Origin of the sequence: uncultured Parabacteroides sp., assembly GCF_902493135.1 — a bacterium.
Classification (GTDB): domain Bacteria; phylum Bacteroidota; class Bacteroidia; order Bacteroidales; family Tannerellaceae; genus Parabacteroides.
Window position 1 is genome coordinate 1 of record NZ_CABUOD010000044.1, and the last position, 20,475, is coordinate 20,475.

14 protein-coding genes are annotated in these 20,475 nt (G+C 49.2%); all 14 read left to right on the forward strand.

All coding sequences use genetic code 11. From position 1 onward, the window contains the following. Window positions 1-772: 772 nt before the first annotated feature. The 14 genes from RDN79_RS15970 (at window position 773) to RDN79_RS16035 (ending at window position 20,417) form a co-directional block, all read left to right on the forward strand. Window positions 773-4,081, forward strand: coding sequence for a DUF6383 domain-containing protein (locus tag RDN79_RS15970; protein WP_298552083.1), 3,309 nt, complete (start codon window positions 773-775; stop codon window positions 4,079-4,081). A 414-nt stretch (window positions 4,082-4,495) separates the two neighbouring features. Continuing rightward, window positions 4,496-5,437 (forward strand): 16S rRNA (cytosine(1402)-N(4))-methyltransferase RsmH, encoded by a 942-nt coding sequence (gene rsmH / locus RDN79_RS15975; protein ID WP_298552085.1) that lies wholly within the window; start codon window positions 4,496-4,498, stop codon window positions 5,435-5,437. 5 nt (window positions 5,438-5,442) lie between these two features. Continuing rightward, a complete protein-coding gene (locus RDN79_RS15980; protein WP_298552087.1) occupies window positions 5,443-5,793 on the forward strand; it encodes an FtsL-like putative cell division protein in 351 nt (116 codons plus the stop codon). 2 nt (window positions 5,794-5,795) lie between these two features. Further along, complete coding sequence (locus RDN79_RS15985) at window positions 5,796-7,991, forward strand: penicillin-binding protein (protein ID WP_298552089.1); 2,196 nt, start codon at window positions 5,796-5,798, stop codon at window positions 7,989-7,991. A gap of 3 nt (window positions 7,992-7,994) precedes the next feature. Beyond that, a complete protein-coding gene (locus RDN79_RS15990) occupies window positions 7,995-9,470 on the forward strand; it encodes a UDP-N-acetylmuramoyl-L-alanyl-D-glutamate--2,6-diaminopimelate ligase (RefSeq protein WP_298552091.1) in 1,476 nt (491 codons plus the stop codon). Between the two features lie 40 nt (window positions 9,471-9,510). After that, the gene (gene mraY / locus RDN79_RS15995; RefSeq protein ID WP_122115658.1) at window positions 9,511-10,770 is read left to right on the forward strand and encodes a phospho-N-acetylmuramoyl-pentapeptide-transferase; all 1,260 of its coding nucleotides are present in this window, start codon (window positions 9,511-9,513) and stop codon (window positions 10,768-10,770) included. A gap of 68 nt (window positions 10,771-10,838) precedes the next feature. Continuing rightward, window positions 10,839-12,176 carry a UDP-N-acetylmuramoyl-L-alanine--D-glutamate ligase gene (gene murD / locus RDN79_RS16000; protein WP_298552097.1) on the forward strand — a complete coding sequence of 446 codons (1,338 nt, stop codon included), beginning with the start codon at window positions 10,839-10,841 and terminating at the stop codon, window positions 12,174-12,176. Between the two features lie 104 nt (window positions 12,177-12,280). Then, on the forward strand, window positions 12,281-13,627 hold the full coding sequence (locus RDN79_RS16005) for an FtsW/RodA/SpoVE family cell cycle protein (protein ID WP_298552099.1): 1,347 nt from the start codon (window positions 12,281-12,283) through the stop codon (window positions 13,625-13,627). Next, window positions 13,624-14,730 (forward strand): undecaprenyldiphospho-muramoylpentapeptide beta-N-acetylglucosaminyltransferase, encoded by a 1,107-nt coding sequence (murG, locus tag RDN79_RS16010; RefSeq protein ID WP_298552101.1) that lies wholly within the window; start codon window positions 13,624-13,626, stop codon window positions 14,728-14,730. Before RDN79_RS16005 ends, murG begins: the two co-directional genes overlap by 4 nt. A gap of 165 nt (window positions 14,731-14,895) precedes the next feature. After that, the gene (gene murC / locus RDN79_RS16015; RefSeq protein ID WP_298552103.1) at window positions 14,896-16,326 is read left to right on the forward strand and encodes a UDP-N-acetylmuramate--L-alanine ligase; all 1,431 of its coding nucleotides are present in this window, start codon (window positions 14,896-14,898) and stop codon (window positions 16,324-16,326) included. Window positions 16,327-16,329: 3 nt separating this feature from the next. Then, window positions 16,330-17,058: a cell division protein FtsQ/DivIB gene (locus RDN79_RS16020; RefSeq protein WP_298552105.1), complete on the forward strand. Its 729-nt coding sequence runs from the start codon at window positions 16,330-16,332 to the stop codon at window positions 17,056-17,058. A gap of 5 nt (window positions 17,059-17,063) precedes the next feature. Then, window positions 17,064-18,488, forward strand: coding sequence for a cell division protein FtsA (gene ftsA / locus RDN79_RS16025; protein ID WP_298552109.1), 1,425 nt, complete (start codon window positions 17,064-17,066; stop codon window positions 18,486-18,488). 26 nt (window positions 18,489-18,514) lie between these two features. Further along, window positions 18,515-19,858 (forward strand): cell division protein FtsZ, encoded by a 1,344-nt coding sequence (gene ftsZ, locus RDN79_RS16030; RefSeq protein WP_298552111.1) that lies wholly within the window; start codon window positions 18,515-18,517, stop codon window positions 19,856-19,858. A gap of 109 nt (window positions 19,859-19,967) precedes the next feature. Further along, window positions 19,968-20,417: a GatB/YqeY domain-containing protein gene (locus tag RDN79_RS16035; RefSeq protein ID WP_298552112.1), complete on the forward strand. Its 450-nt coding sequence runs from the start codon at window positions 19,968-19,970 to the stop codon at window positions 20,415-20,417. Window positions 20,418-20,475 lie beyond the last annotated feature (58 nt).

Here is a 20,475-nt window from a genome sequence, read left to right on the forward strand (position 1 = left end):
AAATCTTTTTCCAGCCGTAATCAGAGAAGGGATTGATAAATTTGTCCATAATTAAATGTTTTAGTTGAACTATTGATACTTCGCGGACAAATATAGGCAAATATTATGTATAGGAAAGGCAAAAACAAATTTATTTTCAAAATCGAATCATCAGTTTTACGGGTGCCAACGCCTAATGATCAATATTTTGTTGTGAACCCCGTGAAACCGGTTTACGATCAGCCAAACTTATCGACATATCTCGCCTTTTTTTATCTTGCATTCACAGGGTTCACAGCAACATGCTGATCTTTAGAGTCTCTCAAATAGTGTAATCCTAATTACATAAAATAACTAAGGGGTATTTAGAGGATATTTTAAGAAAAACTGAACGATTAAATAATTGGGATATACAAATCTTGTTTTGTCGGCTTGCAAAATAAGAAGAGTAAAGCGATACTTCCATCTATGTCGTGTAGAAATCGATTTGGTTTATATATAATGTACGCACGTACATTGTTTTTAATCTGTAGGGCAGGGAAGTCGTTCATCTATAAATATCAGAGTTCGTCTTGTAAATATGCGTTTTCGTACGAGATAGCTTATGTTGTTGATAAGAAAGAATATAGAAAAGGAAAAAATATTAAGGAAAAGGATTGTCGGTTTAAAAGTTATGCGTATTTTTGCCAAAAGAAATTCGTACGCAGTATTGATTGATTATAAAGTATTAGAAGCGTACATGTTATTTGATTGAACTTATTACACTTTAGTATTAATATTAAATTATTGGATTATGAACAAATTGTTTTCTACACTTTGTGCCGGTCTTGTGCTGGCAACTGTAGGGACTACTTCTGCTTCTGCTGTTAAGTTGAAGGCAGATGGTGCTTACAACGAAAAGTTGTATCAAATTGCGGTTGGGACGACAGGTGACTCTGTTGTTTATATGACTAATCGTACTGATGGCAACGACTCTTTGTATATTAAGAGTTTAACAGACCTTCCTGCAAATGAATTGTCAAACACATTGTGGTGTGTAGCTGTAACAAAGCCGGCTGCTCAAGGTCAATCTTACACTTTCGACTTTTTGAATAAGTCAACAGGCAAGAAATTAGCAGTGGATGTTGAATCTGTGCTTCAATTGACTGCAAATGCTTCCTCTACAACTGGTCTTCCTGTTGGAACAGAAGTTGATGGTTGGGCTTTCTCTATGACAGCTGGTGATCAGGAAATTGAAGAAGGTATGCCATTGTATTCTTATATTCCGGGAGCTGCTGATTCTTTGGCAGTTTTGGCATATAAACCTACAACAAGTCCTGATGCAAGAGTGGGCAGTTTGACTGATGGTCATATGACTGCTCTTACTTTTGCAGCAAATAATGCAGCAAAACCAAAAATGATTACTGATGGCTATATTTTTACAATTCAGGCTCCGAAGCGCCTTTCTCTGGATGCAAAAGCATTGCATACACTGTTAGGTTCTCGTGACTCTGCTGCTATTAACTTAGATTTTTATAAGAAACTTACCGGTGCTACTAAAGAAACTAAGGTAGACCCGACAAAAATTCTGAATAATATTTTTGCTCAGGATTTGGTAGCAAGAGATAGCATTAGTAGTGGGGCACTTAGAGGTGTGTTCTTGATGAAGGCTGATAAAAGTGCTTATGTTCGTGTAGATACATCTTATCAGAATGCAAGTGGTACTGGATTCCTGAAACTTACGGATACCACAAGTGTTGCTTCCTTTGAAGCCTCTCAGGCTGCAGGTAAAGTTGGTAATTATCTGTTCCATTTTACTTATGCACCGGAAGGAGATAGTTTGTTTATCAAAGTAGATTCTGCAACATATAAGTTGGTGGGAGAAACTGCATTTGATCATACAACTGCTAATGCAGACTCAACTTACATTATTCTGCAGGATTTGGAAGCTGATAAAACTTGGGCTTTAACAGCAGGTTGGGATACTATCCGTACGCGTATTGGTTTAGGTTTTGGTACCTGTGGTGAAGCAGTAGTTTCAAACCGCGTATCTGTTGAAAATAACGGTTTGTATACTATTAAAGATAAAGCAACAGGTAAGTACTTCGCTTATCCTTTGTATGGAAATGGTGCACAGCCTTTATGGGTTGAATTTGATGAAGAATCTCAGCTTGCCGAACATATGCCGGCTTATCAGTGGATTATTCAGAAGTCATATACTACAGGCGACTTAGCTAAAACTTCACGTTTCACTATTGAAAACCGTGAATATAATGATAATGGTACCATTTCTATTCAGTTGTATAAGGATGCAGATGGTAAGATTTATGCTAATAGCACAGGCTTTGAAGGTACAGACTTGGAAATTGTAGAAATCGATAAGGAAACATATCCGGAAGCATACAATGATCCTTATTTAGGATACAAATATTTGGATAAGGCAGTTATTCAGTATAATGTAAATAAATATAAATTCAAATATTTCCATCCGTATGCTTTGGATGATAATGCTCGTTACCTGTCTGTAGGTGAAAAAACAGACTCTTTGTTATATGCTAAGAGCTATAAAGCTGGTGCAAGCGCATTTGAATTGAAATCTTCTGGTGTAGCACGTAACTATGGTGTTACTGTTGGAACTGCAAATACAGATCCTTATAAGAAAATCGGTATTGTTCAGTTGAAGAGAGCTGCTTATTCTATTGCACAGGGTACTGCTGTAATGGATTCTATCACTAACAAGAAATATGCAATGGCTAATGGAGTTGCTGTAGCTGATAGCTTCTATTTCAAAGAAAACAACCATTATGATGGTGCTGACTATTTTGCAATTTTGAAGGCAGTAGAGAATGGCGGCAAAGTTGTTCCTATGTATTCTAAAGCAGGTGTTTCTGATGATAACACTAATTCACCGGTAGGTGTACAGGAATTGACTACAGAAAGAACTTCTGCATTTGCAATCAGTCTGGATGATACTCCTCTTTACCGTCGTTTCAACAACGCTAATATCGACGAAGTTGAAACAGGTGTTGATAGCTTGATCTTCTTCGAAAGATATCGTAAAGAATATCTGATGGATGAAACAAACAAAAACTTCTTGAATCAGACAGTTGATTATCTGGGCATCTGGAGCAAGGATAAAGCTGATGGTAAACTTGCATTTGTAGTCGATACAGCTTGGGTTGTCCGTGGTATTGGTAATGGTATCAAACCGCAGTATTTGATCTCTGTAAATCGTGGTGATTTCGGTGGTAAAGTTGCTGAACCTTGTCATGAAACAACTGGCCATATTACTGCTGATGGTAAACCGACAAACGATCCGTATGCTTGTAAACATGCTCATGCTGCAATTCCTGCATTCGATAGAGGTAAATATCTGGTAAGCTTCGCAGACTCTGTTGCAAAATATGGTAAGGGTGCAGAAGAAGCTCTTCCGTATCTGGATGCTGACAAAGCTTATACTCGTGTTGGTTTCGTAGAAGCAATCAAGAAAGGCGATAGCTTGTATGTATTGCCCGCTCAGTACAAAGCTCTTGCAAACGATGCAATTGATTTCGCTGTTCTGGAAAAAGAAAATGAAGCATTGGTTAAAGCTGGTAAGTTGCCGTTCATTATCGCATTGAATAACGATAACCATAAGAATGTAACTTGGTCATTCCGTTATGTATATCCTGATAAGGCTGCTGAAGCAACTGAAGAAGGTGTTGATAATTCATTCTTGATTGAATCTATGAATTACGATGGTAAGGAAATTGCTCCTGATACAGCTGCTTGGTTGAAGAACCAGAACGGTTGTCTGGTATTGACAAATGATAAATCAACATTTGCAAATGCTATCACAGGTGGTGACCCTGCATTGAGATTCAATATCGACCGTAAGGGTGCTGATGATAGCTATGCAACAGACAACGAAGCAATCGCAACATCTGAAGTAGCCGTTATCGCTCAGGAAGGTGCTGTAAGAATTGCTAACGCTGAAGGCAAGAAAGTTGTTATCACTAACATCTTGGGCCAGACAGTTGCTAACACAGTTATCACTTCAAGCGACGCTGTAATCGCTGCTCCTCAGGGTGTAGTTGTTGTAGCTGTTGAAGGCGAAGAAGCTGTAAAAGCTATCGTTAAATAATTCGATGCATTTATAATTAAATAAATCAACTGCTCCTCTTCTCGTGAGAAAAGAGGGCAGAAAACAAACAAGCCTTTCCGGTAGAAATATCGGAGAGGCTTTTTGTGCATATATGTGAGGGGAAGGATGGGGGGATTTGAAGAAGAATCGGGGCGGTTTATCTTCGGGAGAATGCGATATTTGAAAACGATCCTGCACAATCGTCCAAATACACGATTCTGACAGGGGTTAAGACCGCCATAATATAACTAATTTTCCGACCTGTTGAAAACTTTTTATTACTTTTCTCTTATATTTCTTGGCGGTTAAATTAGGAAATGTGTACTTTTACCATCCGATAGGGGGATGTGTGTGCTAATCAACCAACTACAGGCCCTTATTTTAAGGAAAAGTTTAACATGAAGTAGCGAAGAAATGGAAGAAAAAGAAGTCTGTTATCATGTACCGGTAATGCTTCATGAGAGTTTGGAAGGACTGGACATTCAACCTTCCGGGGTGTATGTCGATGTCACCTTCGGCGGAGGAGGACATTCGCGTGAAATCTTGAGCCGGCTGGATAACGAAGGAGAACTGTATGGCTTTGACCAGGATGCCGATGCTGAGAAAAACATTCCGGCAGATTCTCGCTTTGTATTTGTCCGCAGTAATTTTCGTTACTTATATAACTTCATGCGCTATCATGGTGTAGCGGGCGAGGTGGATGGGCTGTTGGCAGACTTAGGCGTTTCTTCCCATCATTTTGATGATAAGGATCGCGGGTTTTCTTTCCGTTTCGACGGGGCGTTGGATATGAGAATGAATACCCGGGCAGGACAAACTGCTGCGGATATCGTCAACACCTATACGGAAGAACAGCTGGCCGACCTGTTCTATCTTTACGGCGAATTGAAGGTGGCACGCAAACTGGCTTCCGTGTTGGTGCGTAGCCGGGAAACAAAGAAGATAGAGACGATCGCCGACTTTCTGGAAGTGATAAAGCCCTTTACGGGAAAAGACAAGGAGAAGAAATTCCTGGCCCAGGTATTTCAGGCATTGCGCATCGAGGTGAATGATGAGATGCGTGCCTTGCGCGAGATGTTGCAACAAACGCTGCAAGTGCTGAAACCCGGTGGTCGTCTGGTTGTCATCACCTACCATTCCTTGGAAGACCGCTTGGTGAAGAACTTCCTCAAGACAGGAAACTTTGAAGGGAAGACGGAGCAGGACTTTTTTGGGAATATCAAATCCCCGTTTCGTCTGGTGAACAATAAGGTGATTGTCCCGTCGGACGAGGAGATCGAACGGAATCCCCGTTCCCGGAGTGCAAAATTAAGAATTGCGGAATTGAATAATGGACAATTGACAATTGACGATTGACAATTATGGCAGTGGAAACGAAACAGAAGAAAAAGAAGAAGGAGAATCGTTTTTCTTTTCTGTATATATTGGGTGGTGGAATCCTGAAGGAGGATTTCATTGTCAGGCATACGAAGATGATCGTGCTTGTTGTCATGCTGATATTCATATTTATCGGTAACCGATATGTCTGTATGCAGCGATTGCGTGAAATCGACCGCCTGCAACAGCAATTGCGCGATGTGCGGTTCGAGGCACTGTCCATTTCTTCGGAACTGACAGGCAACAGCCGTCAGTCGCAGATCGAACTGCTGATAGAAGAACAGGGTATAGAATTGGAAGCGGCAAAGAACCCGCCGTATGAATTGTATAAGTAGAGATGGCTGAAGAGATCGAATCAAAAGAACAAGCTCCTAAGAGTAACCGGATTTTATTCTGTTACTTCTTTATCGTGCTGTTGCTCGGATTGGTGGCAATAGGCATCTTGGTGCGTGCCTGCGATACGGCTTTTGTGGAAAGGGAGACCTGGATGAAGGTGACCGAGAGCCAGAAGCGTCCGAACCGCCTGATCTATCCCAGCCGTGGGAATATCTATTCTTCCGACGGCAAGCTGATGGCGACCAGTGTGCCTTGCTTTTATCTGTATATCGATTTCAACGCAGACTGTTATACCCATCCGACCAAGAAGTGGAACAGTCTGGATACGCTTCTGAAAAGTAGACATAACGGGATCGATTCCCTTTCTTTTTACCTTTCCCGCAAATTGAAAGACAGGACACCTGCCGGATATAAGAATTACCTGCTGAATGGATTGAAGAAGAAAAGCCGCCAGTTCCCCGTTTGCAGCGGTAAAGTTTCCTATTCCGACTTGAAGGAAATAAAGAAATTCCCGTTCTTCCGTTTGGGGAGGTTCAAGAGCGGCTTCTACACGCGTGAAATGGTGGAACGGCAGAAGCCGTTCGGAACATTGGCTTCCCGTACGATCGGCGACACGTTCCGCGATATCGACCCGAAGACCGGGCTGACCAAGGGAAAGAACGGCCTGGAATTACAATACGATACTTTGCTTCACGGTGTAGCCGGCCTGAATTCCGTACGCCGTCTCGGTGGAGGATGGACGAATGTCGTAGAGATCGATCCGGTGGAGGGAATGGATATCCGCACGACGATCGACATCAATATCCAGGACATTGCCGAGAAGTCGTTGCTCGACATGCTGAAAAAGATCGATGCCGCATCGGGTACGGCTGTCGTTATGGAAGTCGCGACTGGCGAGGTGAAAGCCATTACCAACATGGGACGTATCCGTGAAGGCGTTTACGGCGAGGATACGAACCATGCCGTGGCGGACGAAACGGAACCCGGCTCGACCTTCAAAGTCGCTTCCATCATGGTGGCGCTTGAAGACGGTGTCTGCCAACCCGGCGATACGGTCGATGTCGGCAACGGTATCTATATGTATAAAGGGGCCCGTATGACGGACCATAATAATAATAAAGGCGGTTACGGCCGTATCTCGGTGGAACAGGCTATTTGGTATTCTTCCAATATCGGGGTTGCCAAGACGATCCTGAAAGGGTATGAAAAGAATCCGACTAAATATGTGGAAGGGCTGTACCGTCTTGGCCTGAACGAAGACCTGCATCTGGAAATCCCCGGAGCCGGCCGTGCCAAAATCCGCCGGCCGGACGACACCGTGCGCTACTGGTCGAAGACGGCTCTGCCGTGGATGTCTTTCGGGTATGAGACCCAGATCCCGCCGATCTATACGCTTGCTTTCTATAATGCGATTGCCAACAACGGCAAGATGGTGCGTCCGATCTTTACGAAGGAAATCATGCACAACGGCAAGACCGTGCAGAGCTTCTCTACCGAGGTGGTCCGGGAATCCATTTGTTCGGAACGTACGCTGGATATGATAAAGGATATGTTGCTGGGCGTAGTGGAGAAAGGAACCGGCAAAGCCGTCCATTCCGACTTTGTCCGTATTGCCGGTAAGACCGGTACGGCCCAGATCGCTTCGGGAGGTGTCTACCGCCAGGCAGGCCACCAGGTTGCCTTTTGCGGCTATTTCCCTGCCGACGAACCGAAATATTCCTGCATCGTCGTGATCCGCCAGCCGCGCAACGGCTATCCTTCGGGGGGTACGATGTCAGGCGGCGTAGTGAAGGCGATAGCCGAGAAGGTATATGCCAGCCACATGTCTTTCGATATCCGCGATATGGAGAAAGACTCGCTGGCCGTAACGTTGCCGCAGCCGAAAGCCGGTGAACGGGGGGCGCTGGAATATGTTTTGAACAAACTCGATATAGAGGCCGATAACGACAGCATCGAAACCGGATGGGTGACGGCTAAGCGTGAAGACGGCAGGGAAGATGTGAAACTGAAAGATATCCCTATCCGCGAAGGATGCGTGCCGAATGTGGTCGGCATGGGAGCGAAAGACGCCGTTTATCTGTTGGAAAGCGCCGGATTGCAGGCTTCGTTGAACGGCAGGGGGCGTGTCTCTTCTCAATCCATATCTCCCGGTTCACGGGTTTCGAAAGGACAAACCGTTTCATTAACATTAAAATAGGCTATGGAACTAAAAGAACTTATTCATCCGTTGGATGTGCTTGAGGTCGTCGGAAACACCGATGTGGAGATCTCCGGCATTCAGTCTGATTCCCGTAAAGTGGAAAAAGGCTTTTTGTTTGTGGCGGTTCGGGGTACGGCCGTGGACGGTCACGCTTATATCCGGAGCGCGATCGAGAAAGGTGCCGCCGCAATCGTCTGCGAGGAAATACCTGCCTGTTCGGATGAAAACATACGGACATCCGAAGGCAAACCGGTGTTTATCCGGGTAAAAGATTCTGCGGATGCCTTAGGCAAATCGCTCTCTGCCTGGTATGAGAATCCTTCGGACAACCTGATACTGGTGGGAGTGACCGGAACAAACGGAAAGACAACGATCGCGACGCTCCTGTACGAGATGTTCCGGAAGATGGGGCATAAGGTAGGGCTGCTCTCTACGGTCTGCAACTATATCGACGGCGAAGCGATTCCGACCGACCATACGACGCCTGACCCTGTCACCCTTCATGCCCTGATGGCACGGATGGTGGACGCCGGTTGCGAATATGCCTTTATGGAGGTCAGTTCGCATTCGATCGACCAGAAGCGTATCAGCGGCCTGTCGTTCAACGGAGGCATCTTTACCAATCTGACGCGCGACCATTTGGATTATCATAAGACGGTCGAGAATTACCTGAAAGCCAAGAAGAAGTTCTTCGACGACCTGCCCGCTTCGGCTTTTGCACTTACGAATGCGGACGATAAAGCCGGCCTCGTCATGTTGCAGAACACGGCTGCCGAGAAGCTGACCTATTCGCTTCGCACGTTGGCCGATTTCAAAGGAAAGATATTGGAATCCCATTTCGAAGGAACCGAAATGCTGGTTAACGGGCGTGAGGTGATGACGCGCTTTGTCGGTCGTTTCAATGTCTATAACCTGTTGGCCGTGTATGGAGCGGCTGTCTCGTTAGGCAAAGATCCGGAAGAAGTGTTGGTGGTGTTGAGCGATCTGCATCCGGTTTCCGGTCGCTTCCAGACGATCCGGTCTCCGAAAGGCTATACGGCAATCGTGGACTATGCCCATACGCCTGACGCATTGACGAACGTGCTGGGCAGCATCCGTGAGGTGCTAGACGGCAACGGCCGTGTGATCACGGTCGTAGGTTGTGGCGGCAACCGCGACAAGGGGAAGCGCCCGATCATGGCGAAGGAAGCAGCCAAGTTGAGCGACCAGCTGATCCTTACCTCCGACAATCCCCGTTTCGAGGAGCCGGATGAGATCATCAAAGATATGGTTGCCGGTCTGAACGCTGCCGATATGGAGCATACGCTTTGCATTACGGACCGTGCGCAGGCGATCAAAACGGCCACCATGCTGGCCGGGAAAGGCGACGTGATCCTGGTTGCCGGCAAAGGCCATGAAGATTATCAGGAAGTAAAAGGCGTAAAGCATCATTTTGACGATCGGGAACAACTCCGGCAATGGATAATCGGCAATTAATTGTCCATTCTCAATTGCCAATTAAAAAACGAAGTTTTATATGTTGTATTATTTGTTTAATTATTTGGATCAGCTCGATTTTCCGGGTGCCGGCATGTTCAAGTATGTATCATTCCGTTCCGCCCTGGCATTGATCCTGTCCTTGTTCATCTCGACGGCTATCGGACGCCGTATCATCGACAAGCTGCAAATGTTGCAGATCGGCGAGACGGTGCGTAACCTCGGTCTGGAAGGGCAGATGAGTAAGAAAGGGACGCCGACGATGGGAGGTATCATCATTATCATTGCGATCGTGGTGCCGACCTTGCTCTGTGCGAAGCTGACCAATATCTATGTGATCCTGATGCTGGTGACGACCATCTGGTTGGGGGCGTTGGGATTTGCCGACGACTATATCAAGGTGTTCCGGAAGAACAAGGAAGGCATGCACGGCAAGTTCAAGATTATCGGACAGATCGGCCTGGGGCTGATCGTCGGCCTGGTACTCTTTATGAGCCCGGATGTGGTGATCAAGGAGAATATGGAAGTCCGGCATGACAATGTGATCGAGGAAGTCCGCTACCATGCGGTTGAAAAGAAGTCGACCAAGACGACGATCCCGTTTGTGAAGAACAACAATTTCGATTATGCGCAGTTGGTCAACTGGGCAGGCGAATATAAGGAAGAGGCAGCCTGGCTGGTCTTCGTCCTGATGGTGATCTTCGTGGTGACGGCCGTGTCGAACGGGGCGAACCTGACGGACGGCCTGGACGGCCTGGCGGCGGGAAGCTCGGCGATTATCGGGGTGGCGCTCGGAATACTTGCGTATATGTCGTCGCACTTCGAGTTTGCCTCCTTCCTGAATATCATGTTCATTCCGGGGGCGGAAGAATTGGTGGTGTTTGCGGCTGCCTTTATCGGGGCGACGGTCGGATTCCTGTGGTACAACGCTTATCCGGCACAAGTGTTTATGGGGGATACGGGGAGCTTGACGTTAGGCGGTATCATCGCCGTGTTCGCGATCATTATCCGGAAGGAATTGTTGATCCCGATCCTGTGCGGCATCTTCCTGGTAGAGAATCTCTCCGTCCTTATGCAGACGTTCTATTTCAAATATACGAAGAAGAAATACGGTGAGGGACGGCGCATCTTCAAGATGGCTCCCCTTCATCATCATTTCCAGAAGCCCGGCAATGCGGGAATACAGGCGTTGATACAGAAACCTTTTAACGTGGTGCCCGAATCGAAGATCGTGGTCCGGTTCTGGTTGATCGGTATCATCCTGGCGGTTATAACGATTGTGACGTTAAAGATGAGATAAAGTGATTTATGATTTATTATCGACGCATAAATCATAAATCATGAATGAATAAAGAAATCATACATCAAATGAAGAAAAGGATTGTTATCTTAGGGGCCGGTGAAAGCGGTGCAGGCGCCGCCGTGCTGGCGAAGGCGAAAGGATTCGATGTGTTCGTTTCCGATTTATCGTCTGTCAAACCCAAGTATAAGGATATGCTGGATGCTCACGGTATCTGTTGGGAAGAGGGCCGGCATACCGAAGCCGACATCCTGAATGCCGACGAGATCATCAAGAGTCCGGGGATTCCCGACAAGGCTCCTATCATAAAGAAACTGAAGGAGAAAGGTACGCCTATCATCTCCGAAATAGAATTTGCCGGACGGTACACGGACGCCAAGATGATCTGTATCACCGGGAGCAACGGCAAGACGACGACGACCATGCTGACCTACCATATCCTCCGGCAGGCGGGAGTGGATGCGGGGCTTGCCGGGAACGTCGGGAACAGCCTCGCCCTCCAGGTGGCTGAAGATCCTCACGCCGTCTACGTGATCGAACTGAGTAGTTTCCAGCTCGACAACATGTACGAATTCAAGGCGGACATCGCCATCTTGTTGAATATAACGCCCGATCATCTGGATCGTTATAACTACGAGATGCAGAACTATGTGGATGCCAAATTCCGCATTATCCGGAACCAGACGGGCGAAGATGCTTTCATATTCTGGAACGACGATCCCATCATTGCCCGCGAAATCGCCAAACGCCATCCGCAGGCAACTCTCTACCCGTTCGCCGAAACTCACGAAGCCGGCGTAAAGGGCTATACGGAAGACAAAAAGATAATAATTGAAACCTCAAACGGAACGTTTACAATGGAAGAAGATTTATTGGCGTTATCGGGAACGCATAATCTGTATAATTCGCTCGCTTCTGGTATCGCATCCAAGCTGGTGGATATCCACGACGAGAATTTACGGGCTTCGCTGAGCGACTTTACCGGAGTGGAACATCGCCTGGAGAAAGTGGCGCGTGTGCGCGGAGTCGATTACATCAACGACTCGAAAGCTACGAATGTAAACTCCTGCTGGTACGCCCTGCAGAGCATGACCACTCCGCTGGTCCTGATACTGGGCGGAACGGACAAGGGGAATGATTATTCCGAAATCGAAGAGTTGGTGAAGAAAAAGGTGCACGCCCTCGTATTCCTCGGTGTGGACAATGCCAAGCTGCACGGTTTCTTCGACGGGAAGGTCCCCGCGATCGAAGATGCCCGTTCGATGGAAGAGGCCGTATCGAAAGCGTATAAACTGGCCGAAAAGGGAGACACCGTCCTGTTGTCACCCTGCTGCGCCAGCTTCGACCTCTTCAAAAGCTATGAGGATCGCGGCGACCAGTTCAAGGCTTGTGTGCGGAATCTCTGAACCTGTCCCCGTGCGGGGCATGCACGCGGTAAGGTGCGAGGGGCGCACGCGGTAAGGCGGGCTACCTTCATATAAATACGATAAATTGGTAAAAGAATAAGTAGATGGATTTAGCAAGTAAACTGTTCAAAGGCGACCGGGTGATATGGATTATATTCATGTTCCTGTGCCTGATTTCGGCGGTCGAGGTTTTCAGTGCGACCAGCACGATCGCTTATAAGAGCGTGACGCATTGGGAACCGATTGCGCGGCATGCGACATTCATGCTGGGCGGTTTTGTGCTCGTATTGTTGATGCACAATCTGCCGTGCAGGTTTTACACGTTGTTGAGCGTCGCGCTTCCTGTCTCGGTGTTCTTGTTGATCCTTACGTTTTTTATCGGGGTTGAAATAAACGGGGAAAAACGTTGGCTGAATATATTGGGGTTCACCTTCCAGCCGTCCGAGATCGCCAAGATAGCCCTGGTCGGCTATACCGCTTTCATCATGAGCAAAAGGAACTGGTTTACGGACAAGCAGATGTTTTGGTGGATTCAAGGCGGGGCGGCTGTCGTTTGCGGCCTGATCTTTTTCACGAACGGATCGACGGCTATCCTTCTCTTCTCCATCGTGCAGATGATGATGTTCTTCGGCCAGATTTCGATTGTCCGCCTGGCGAAGTGCTGGGGGATATTGATGGCCGTCGTCGTCCTGATGGTGCTATTGCTGTGGAAGATGCCTGACGGCGTGATGGAATATATGCCGGAGCGCGTGCATACATGGAAAGCCCGTATCGAACGTTTCTTTGATCCGGCTCCTCCGGTGAAGATAGAACCGGGAAAGACGATCCATATCGATGGCGACGACTACCAGGTTGTCCATGCCAAGATAGCGCTTGCACGTGGCGGTGTCTGGGGGAAGTTTCCCGGTCATGGCCAGCAACGCGACTTCTTGCCGCAGGCCTATTCTGATTTTATCTATGCCATTATCATCGAAGAGATGGGGATTGCAGGCGGGATCTTTGTCCTCTTCCTTTATATAGCCCTGCTTGTCAGGGTGGGGATGATCGCCCGTAAATGTGACAAGCTCTTTCCGAAGTTCCTGGTCTTGGGGTGCGGGCTGCTGCTTGTGGTCCAAGCTTTGACGAACATGGCGGTGGCGGTAGACCTGATACCGGTGACCGGACAACCTTTGCCGTTGGTCAGCCGGGGGGGGACGTCGACCGTCATCTCGTGCGCTTATATCGGCATCATCCTTAGCATAAGCCGTTTCGGAGCCAATATGGGCAACGATGAAGAGGAAGATGCATGCCTATCGGATGAAAATTCTCCGGGCATCGGACCGGAAACGGATGGGCATCGGATCGAAAACAGCCCGGCATCCCCGGAAGGCGGCGAGAGGACAGGCGAAACGAATCCCCTCGAAGCCGTCGCCGAACTGAAAGAAGAAACAACAACAGAAACTAAAATATGAGACAGTACCGAATCATCATAAGCGGCGGTGGGACCGGCGGACATATCTTCCCGGCTATCTCCATTGCCAATACCTTCAGGAAACGTTTTCCGGAGGCGGAAATACTGTTTGTGGGAGCTGATGACCGGATGGAAATGGAGAAAGTGCCTGCCGCCGGTTATCGTATCGTGGGATTGCCGGTAAGCGGCTTCGACCGTGCCCACCTGGCTAATAACATCCGTGTCGCAGGCCGCTTGCTCAAAAGCCTCCGGCTTGCCAAAAAGACGATACGCGAGTTCAAACCCGATATTGCCGTGGGCGTAGGCGGTTATGCCAGCGGGCCCACCCTCTGGATGGCTGCTTCCTTGGGAATCCCTACCCTGATACAGGAACAGAATTCCTATGCCGGCGTCACGAACAAGCTCCTGGCAAAGAAGGCCTGCAAAATATGCGTTGCCTACGAAGGCATGGAGAAGTTCTTCCCGGCCGGCCGTATCGTCGTGACCGGCAATCCGGTCCGTCAGGATCTGGAAGAAGCGTTGGGTAAGCGCGAGGAAGCCTTGAAGTTCTTCGGCCTCTCGCCGGACAAGAAGACGATCCTGGTGGTCGGCGGCAGCTTGGGAGCGCGGACGATCAACCGCAGCATACAGGGAGATCTGGACAAACTCTTCGCTTCGGATGTCGACGTGCAGGTGATCTGGCAAACCGGACGCTACTACCATGAAGAGGCCTTGAAGCATCTGAAGGCCTACAGGGGAATGCCCGTCTGGTGCTCGGACTTCATCACCCGCATGGACTATGCCTATGCGGCGGCCGATCTGATCATCTCCCGTGCAGGCGCCAGTTCCATTTCCGAACTCTGCCTGCTGAAGAAACCGGTGATCCTGGTCCCTTCTCCCAATGTGGCGGAAGACCATCAGACGAAGAATGCTTTGGCTTTGGCGGGTAAAGAGGCCGCTATCATGGTGGCCGACAAGGATGCCGAACAGCAATTGGTGCCGAAGGCCCTCGAAATCATCCACGACGACGAACGCCTCCGTACCTTGAGCCGCAATATCGCGACACTGGCCCATCACCAGAGCGCGGAACGCATCGTCGACGAGATCGTCAGGATCATCGAATGACCGGCTATGACCTTTTGCGGGAAAACCTATAGGCTTTTGATGAAAAAGCTATAGCCTTTTGCAAGAAAAGCTATAGCCTTTTCTGAAGAAGATGCCGGTCTTTTATAACAAATACGATATGAAGATCGTATCTTTGTAACAAAGAACAGTAACGAGTAATAAAATATGGATATAAACAACATAACGGCTGTCTATTTTGTCGGAGCCGGCGGGATCGGGATGAGTGCCTTGATCCGCTATTTCCTTTCGAAGGGAAAGAAGGTGGCCGGTTACGACAAGACCCCTTCCGGCTTGACGGAACAGTTGAACTATGAAGGAGCCGTCATTCACTATGAGGACAATGTCGACCTGATCCCCGACGACTTTACCGATCCGGCAAAGACGCTGGTCGTCTATACCCCTGCCGTTCCCGAAGCCCATTCGGAACTTTGCTATTTCCGGGGGAATGGTTTCGAGGTGATGAAGCGTGCCCGTGTGCTGGGCGAGATCACCGGTTGCAGCCGGGGATTGTGTGTGGCCGGTACGCATGGCAAGACGACGACCTCCTCGATGGTCGCCCACCTGCTGAAACAGTCTCAGGTGGATTGCAACGCTTTCTTAGGCGGTATCCTGAAGAACTACGACAGCAACCTGATGCTTTCCGACAAGAGTGACCTGACCGTGATAGAAGCGGACGAGTTCGACCGTTCGTTCCATTGGTTGAAGCCTTATATGGCCGTTATTACGGCGGCCGATCCCGATCACCTGGATATCTACGGGACTCCGGAAGCCTATCGTGAAAGTTTCGAACATTTCACCTCGCTGATCCGCCCGGACGGTTGCCTGCTAATGAAACAAGGCATCAACGTCACGCCCCGCCTGCAGGAAGGCGTGAAGTTTTATACTTATACCGGCGCTCCCGACGCAAAAGAGCTTTCAACTTTCAACTCTCGACTCTCAACTGAAAGCCCCGACTTTTATGCGGAGAACGTCCGCATCGGAGGTGGCGAGATCTTCTTCGACTTCGTCGGTCCCGATGTCCGCATCCCCGACATACAGCTGGGCGTACCCGTGAAAGTAAACATCGAGAACGGAGTCGCCGCTATCGCCCTTGCCTGGCTGAACGGGGTGACGCCGGAGGAGATCAGGCACGGCATGGCGACCTTTGCCGGTCCGCGCCGTCGCTTCGACTTCCATCTCAAGAAGGAAAACATCGTCCTGATCGACGACTACGCCCATCATCCTGCCGAGCTGAAGGCAAGCATCCTTTCCGTGAAGGAGCTTTATGCCGGACGCAAGGTGACCGGTATCTTCCAGCCGCATCTCTACACCCGTACGCGTGACTTTGCCGCCGACTTTGCCGCCAGCCTCTCGCTCCTGGATGAACTGATACTGTTGGACATCTACCCCGCACGCGAGGAACCGATACCGGGCGTCACCTCGCAGATCATCTTCGATGCCGTGACCATCGACGACAAACGGCTGATCCGCAAGGAGGAACTGTTGGACGTGGTGGCAGCCGAAGCCGGCAAGCTCGAAGTCGTCCTGATGGTCGGAGCCGGCAATATTGAACTGCTGGTAGACCCGGTAAAACAAATATTGGATAAAAAAGAATAAATCGTGATCCGTATCGTATCCATAATCGTTGCAACACTGTTGTTCTCTTACATCGTGTTTGTCTCCTTCTTCTTTCGGGAAAGCAGGCAGAAGGAGCTGTGCCGTGAGCTGCAGGTAGTGGTCGTGGACAGCCTCGACAAACATTTTGTGAGCGAGAACGACCTGGTGCATATTCTCAAGAAGGCGGACCTGAACCCGATCAGGAAGCCGATGGACGAGGTCAACACCGACCGGATTGAAAACGAACTGCTGAAAAACGAAATGATTGCCCGCGTCGAAGCCTACAAGACTCCTTCCGGCATGATTAAATTGGAAGTAGAGCAAAAAATCCCTATCTTGCGTGTGATAAGTCCGCGAGGCAACTATTATGTGGATAATTTGGGAAGCACGATGCCTGTCAGCCGCCGTTATGTGGCGCACGTTCCGGTAGTGAGCGGATATGTGGAAAAAGAGCTGGCGGTAACCGACTTATACGAATTTGCATTATTTTTGCAGGAGAATGATTTCTGGAATAGTCAGATAGAACAGATTTACGTTCATCCTGACAACGAGGTGGAGCTGATCCCGCGGGTCGGCAACCACCGCATCGTGCTGGGCTCCTTTGCCGATTTCAAGGAGAAGCTGGACAATCTCCGGCTTTTCTACGAGAAAGCGATCCCGAAGGTGGGATGGGAGAAGTACAGCATTATCAGTTTAAAATATAAGGATCAGATTGTTTGTACTAAAAGATAGAGAATATGGCATACACAGACTTTATAGCGGCCATCGACCTTGGCTCTTCTCACATGGTCGGCATGGTAGGCACGAAAGGCCCGACAGGGACCCTTTCCATCATTGCCTACGAAGTGGAGAACTCCGATACTTGTATACGAAGAGGATGTGTATATAATATAAAAGATGCAGCCGGCAAGATCGTGCGGTTGGTCCGCAAACTGGAAAACAAGTTGGGCGGTTCCCGCATCGGCAAGGTGTATATCGGGGTGGGAGGCCAGTCGCTCCGTTCGGTCAACCATGCTGTGTCGAGAGTGCTCGGTAGCGGCACGGTGACCGAAGAGGTGCTGAAGGAGCTGGACCAGGAATGCCGGCAGTATCGTCCCGATATGCTGGACGTGCTGGATATAGCCGCCCCCGCTTATTATCTCGACAACCAGCCGGAAGCCCATCCGGTAGGTCTGGGATGTTCGCGTATTGAAGCCCGTTATAAGTTGCTCGTCGGCCGTCCGTCTCTCCGCCATGCCGTAACCACGAACATGTCGGAGCAGATCAAGCTCGATGTGGCAGGCACCATTGTCGCGCCGTTGGCGTTGGCCGACCTGATCCTGACGGAACAGGAGAAGTCGAAAGGTTGTGCGCTGGTCGATTTCGGTGCAGGCGTCACCTCTGTCACGATGTACAAGGACGGTAGCCTGGCAGGCCTCTATGTGATCCCGTTGGGCAGCCATCTGATCACCCGCGACCTGATGTCCCTGGGTATGCCGGAGAAGGAGGCGGAACGGGTCAAACGCACCTACGGCAACGCTATCTGGGAAAAAGACAACGAACAGCAGATGGTCTCGGTAGACCTGGCCGACGGACAGCATTCAAGCGAGATCAAACTCTCGGATATCAATATGGTGGTGGAAGCCCGCAGCCGTGAGATCATCGAAAACATATATGCCCGACTGGAAGATACGGGTGTGGCGAAAGAACCCGGTTACAGCATCGTGATTGCCGGCAACGGGGCCGCGCTGAAGAATATGCGCGAGGCTCTCAGCGAACGTTTCAAGATGGATGTCCGTTATGCTTCCGTCCGCAAAGATCTGATTGCCGACGGCGAGATGATTGCCAATAATCCCGAATATACGACCGTAGCCGCCCTGTTGCTGAAAGGCACGGAGAACTGCGCCCTCTATATCGCTCCCGAACCGGAGAAACCGAAAGTGGTGGAACCGAAGGCCGAGCCGAAGGAAGAGCCCGTAATCGTTGCAGTGGAAGAAAAGCCGGAAGAACCGCCTGTCGAAAAGAAGGCAGCGGCTTCGGCTACGACCAAGAACCGCAATTCCGGGACTAAGAAAGAGGATGAAAAGAAGAGAAACAAGAGTTGGGGGCTCGGAGATCTCTTTAAAAATGCGGTGGATAAGATGGGAGAGGGCATTGACAAGGCTTTGAAAGATGAGCAATAATCGGTAACAATAAAAGACAGACGACAATGGAAGATAATACATACGATTTCGATATGGCGAAAGCGCCTCAGACAATCATCAAGGTGATCGGCGTCGGTGGCGGTGGCGGTAATGCGGTCAGCAACATGTACCGCGAAGGTATCCGGGATGTGTCTTTCGTATTATGCAATACCGATAACCAGGCGTTGCAGAAATCGGAAGTTCCCGACAAGCTCCTGATCGGACGGAACACGACGAACGGGCTTGGCTCCGGCAATGTCCCTGAAAAGGGAGAAGCCGCGGCGCTTGAAAGCGAAAAGGAAATACACGATATGCTCGACGACGGAACCCGCATGGCCTTCGTCACGGCGGGTATGGGCGGAGGAACCGGTACGGGGGCCGGCCCGGTCGTCGCCAAGATCTCCAAAGATATGGGAATCCTTACCGTCGGTATCGTCACGATCCCCTTCGTCTTTGAAGGACGTCCGAAGATCGTGAAAGCGTTGAAAGGCGTAAGGAAGATGGCGCAGAACGTAGACTCCCTGCTTGTCATCAACAACGAACGGTTGAGGAATTTCGCCGATATGCCGGTTCCGCAGGCCAATCGCAAGGCCGACGAGACATTGACGATTGCCGCCAAGAGCATTGCCGAGATTGTCACGACCAACCTCGAACAGAACGTCGATTTCGCCGATGTCGACACGACGATGCGCAACAGCGGTGTCGCCCTGATCAGTATCGGTTTCGGAGAGGGCGAAGGACGTTTGCACCAGGCCATCAACGAGGCGTTGGAAAACACGCTGGTGAACGATGTCAACAATATTTTCAATGCCCAACGCGTGGCGTTTGTCATCTACTACAGCCATGAAGACGAGCTCCGCATCAGCGAGATGACGGATATACACAACTTCATGTCCCAGTTCAAGACCGAATACGAAGTGAAGTGGGGGCACGGCTATGACGACAGTCTGGGCCACAAGATCAAGATCACGATCCTCGTGACCGGCTTCGGCTTGGAAGACATCCTGTCGCAGAGCGAACAGCAGGAGCTTGCCACCGAAGAGGAAATACGTCTGGCAGCAGAGCGGGAAGAAGCGGCAAGAAAAGCGAGAGAAGAAGAAGACAAATGGGTGAAGCAGTATTACGGCGAGTATATCGACTCGCGGCCGAATACCGAAATCGTTGTTTTTGCCGTCGACGAATTGGACGATGACGCCCTGATCGCTTTCATGGAAGATAAACCGGCCTACAAGCGGACGGCCAAAGACGTCCAGCAGATACGCCGGAAGGGAGAGGAACCGGTACGCACCCAAGGCATGTCGTTCACCACGCCTGCCGCTAACCAGAGCAAGAAGCCTAAATCGGGCGGCACGGTTATTAGTTTTAGGTAATGACTAATGGCTGATTAATAATTAATAATTAATAATGAAAAATTAATGATGAATGGTTGGAGACCCGAAGGTTCAATTATTCATTCTTAATTCTTTAATTTACAAAACTATGGATTTGTTCGAAAGAGTCAGCGAAGACATTAAAAACGCAATGAAGGCGAAAGATAAAGTAGCCCTTGAAACACTGAGAAACGTGAAGAAGTTCTTCCTTGAAGCGAAGACCGCTCCGGGAGCCAACGATACATTGACGGATGCCGATGCATTGAAGATCATGCAGAAGCTCGTCAAACAAGGCAAAGATTCCGCCGCTATCTACGTGCAGCAGGGACGTCAGGATTTGGCCGACGACGAACTGGCACAGGTAGCCGTTATCGAAAAGTACCTGCCCAAACAGATGTCTGCCGAAGAACTGGAAGTCGAGCTGAAGGCGATCATCGCACAGGTCGGGGCCGCCGGTCCGAAAGACATGGGGAAGGTGATGGGCGTTGCCTCCAGGGCATTAGCCGGAAAAGCCGAAGGCCGCATGATCTCAGAAGTCGTTAAAAGACTTCTGAATTGAAAACTGAAAATGGAAAGTTGAAAAATAAAGAAGAGACGCTTTGCTTTTCCATTTTCCA

Bases quoted from the DNA above. Each gene is read 5' to 3' on its own strand.
- RDN79_RS16035 (WP_298552112.1), top strand. From the start codon at position 19,968: ATGGATTTGTTCGAAAGAGTCAGCGAAGACATTAAAAACGCAATGAAG.
- RDN79_RS15990 (WP_298552091.1), top strand. From the start codon at position 7,995: ATGGAACTAAAAGAACTTATTCATCCGTTGGATGTGCTTGAGGTCGTC.
- RDN79_RS15985 (WP_298552089.1), top strand. From the start codon at position 5,796: ATGGCTGAAGAGATCGAATCAAAAGAACAAGCTCCTAAGAGTAACCGG.
- murC (WP_298552103.1), top strand. From the start codon at position 14,896: ATGGATATAAACAACATAACGGCTGTCTATTTTGTCGGAGCCGGCGGG.
- mraY (WP_122115658.1), top strand. From the start codon at position 9,511: ATGTTGTATTATTTGTTTAATTATTTGGATCAGCTCGATTTTCCGGGT.
- ftsA (WP_298552109.1), top strand. From the start codon at position 17,064: ATGGCATACACAGACTTTATAGCGGCCATCGACCTTGGCTCTTCTCAC.
- RDN79_RS15980 (WP_298552087.1), top strand. From the start codon at position 5,443: ATGGCAGTGGAAACGAAACAGAAGAAAAAGAAGAAGGAGAATCGTTTT.
- RDN79_RS15970 (WP_298552083.1), top strand. From the start codon at position 773: ATGAACAAATTGTTTTCTACACTTTGTGCCGGTCTTGTGCTGGCAACT.
- murG (WP_298552101.1), top strand. From the start codon at position 13,624: ATGAGACAGTACCGAATCATCATAAGCGGCGGTGGGACCGGCGGACAT.
- ftsZ (WP_298552111.1), top strand. From the start codon at position 18,515: ATGGAAGATAATACATACGATTTCGATATGGCGAAAGCGCCTCAGACA.
- murD (WP_298552097.1), top strand. From the start codon at position 10,839: ATGAAGAAAAGGATTGTTATCTTAGGGGCCGGTGAAAGCGGTGCAGGC.
- rsmH (WP_298552085.1), top strand. From the start codon at position 4,496: ATGGAAGAAAAAGAAGTCTGTTATCATGTACCGGTAATGCTTCATGAG.
- RDN79_RS16005 (WP_298552099.1), top strand. From the start codon at position 12,281: ATGGATTTAGCAAGTAAACTGTTCAAAGGCGACCGGGTGATATGGATT.